The following is a 1,868-nucleotide window of genomic DNA, read 5'->3' as shown; positions in this document are numbered from 1 at the left end:
TTTTTCCCCGACATGTACGAGCATATCGACTTTCGCCATTTGTCCTTTTTATCCGAAGAACTGTTCACCGATGTGACCGCTGGGGAGAAATACCGCGTTGATCTGTTAGTCGAAACGAAATTAAAAGGGGAAGACGGGCTGATCATCGTCCATATCGAAAACCAAAGCTACGTTCAACCATCGTTTCCAGAGCGTATGTTTATTTACTTCAGCCGCTTGTTTGAAAAATACCGCACGAACATCGTTCCGATTGCCATCTTCAGCTACGATGCCATCCGCGACGAACCATCTTCATTTACGCTTCAACTTCCGTTTGGCAACATCCTTCACTTCCGCTTTTTCACTGTTGAATTGCGCAAACAAAATTGGCGCAACTATATTCGCAGCGACAACCCGATCGCCGCTGCGCTGTTAAGCAAAATGGGGTATACTGAAAGTGAACGAATTGAATTGAAAAAACAATTTTTACGCATGCTTGTGCGCATGGAATTAGACGAAGCAAAGCAACGATTGTTAATCGGCTTTTTCGAAACATATGTGCAACTGTCGGATGAAGAAGAACAACAATTACGAAACGAGGTGAACAAGATGGAAACGAAAGAAAAAGAACAAGTGCTCGAATTGTTAATTTCGTATGAGCAAAAAGGATTACAACAAGAAAAGCGACAAATTGCGAAAAAGATGTTGGTAAAAGGGTACGACATCCAAACGATTCACGAATTAACCGAACTGCCGATTGAAGAGATTGAAAAATTGAAATAAGGGTGTGATTGTGATGTTTAACAGAGAGCCATCGATTGCCCCTCTGTCATTTTTTTAAAGTCGTATGCAGCAGTAAGGCGGTATTTAGCAAATATGAGGATTTAGCGAGGGGAAGAAAACGATGTGCGCAATGCGGGTCTCGGTGCCGCATAGCCCCGCTACCAGAGGGTTTGGTGCCTGTCACCGCCCAAAATTATTCCGCTTCATCGGTTTCTTTAATTGGCGGGGGAACGCACCCAAAGCCTGGCGAAGTGTCGCTGGCACATCGCGGTGTTTTGTTTCTCGATGAAATGGCGGAATTTGCGAAAAAGACGCTGGATATGCTTCGCCAGCCGTTAGAGACGGGGAAAGTGACGATTAGCCGTATTTCGTCGACGGTGACATATCCCGCGGACTTTATTTTGCTTGGGGCGATGAATCCGTGTGATATTTAGGCTCAAGAACGCGCTATTGCACATGTAGTCCGAAACAAATTCAAGCGTATCGAAATCGTGTTTCCGGGCCGATTTATGAAGCGTTATTATGGTAAATGGATTGACAATGACAGCGGAATGTGACGAGAAGGAGGAAATGCAGCCCCCTTGTGCTTGCCTTTAACTGGCTCTTGCATATTGAACAGGTGTTTGATAATCTAGAACACCTTGTATCCGTCGATGATTATAGTACCGAATGTAATCATGAATCAGCTGCTTTGCCTCTTCTATGGTTTTGACGTTCCTCAATTCCTGATGAATCTCTGTTTTGAGATACGAGAAAAAGCTTTCCATGCATGCGTTATCAAGAGCATTGGCTTTTCTTGACATACTTGGTGTAATCGAAAACGTGTCCATGAGCGTTTTCCATCTGGTGGATCGATTTTTTCGCGATCCCAATAAAGTTTTATTTCACTTCCACTTCCCAAAACAACGACTGGATATGAACGGCACGCCTATCTTTCAGATAATAGCGCCGTTTATTCCCGCTGTTCGGCGATCGTTTGATCGATGGCTTCTAACTCATTTGTATTATACATTTTCCGTGAAAATCCCCACCACTTGGTGAGTGCGGTATACGCTCCTGATCCGTGCGGGTATACTGAAAATGGCCAAAAAAGGCAATAGGAAAGC

2 protein-coding genes and 1 pseudogene are annotated in these 1,868 nt (G+C 44.2%); 2 read left to right on the top strand and 1 reads right to left on the bottom strand.

Translation table 11 applies throughout. The features are described 5' to 3' along the window. Positions 1-762, top strand: a 762-nt coding sequence (locus BM278_RS18155) for an RpnC/YadD family protein (protein ID WP_244151234.1), incomplete at its 5' end; no start/stop codon positions are given. Positions 763-956: 194 nt separating this feature from the next. Continuing rightward, positions 957-1,282 (top strand): annotated as a pseudogene (locus BM278_RS18150) (ATP-binding protein); the annotation flags it as partial. Positions 1,283-1,355: 73 nt separating this feature from the next. Here the strand turns inward: BM278_RS18150 and BM278_RS19745 are convergent. Then, positions 1,356-1,565 carry an IS3 family transposase gene (locus BM278_RS19745; RefSeq protein ID WP_353652438.1) on the bottom strand — a complete coding sequence of 70 codons (210 nt, stop codon included), beginning with the start codon at positions 1,563-1,565 and terminating at the stop codon, positions 1,356-1,358. Between the last annotated feature and the right edge of the window lie 303 nt (positions 1,566-1,868).

This window comes from Parageobacillus thermantarcticus (assembly GCF_900111865.1).
GTDB classification, from domain to species: domain Bacteria; phylum Bacillota; class Bacilli; order Bacillales; family Anoxybacillaceae; genus Parageobacillus; species Parageobacillus thermantarcticus.
Note: the sequence above shows the minus strand (reverse complement) of the source record. Positions and strands in the feature narration are given on the sequence as shown.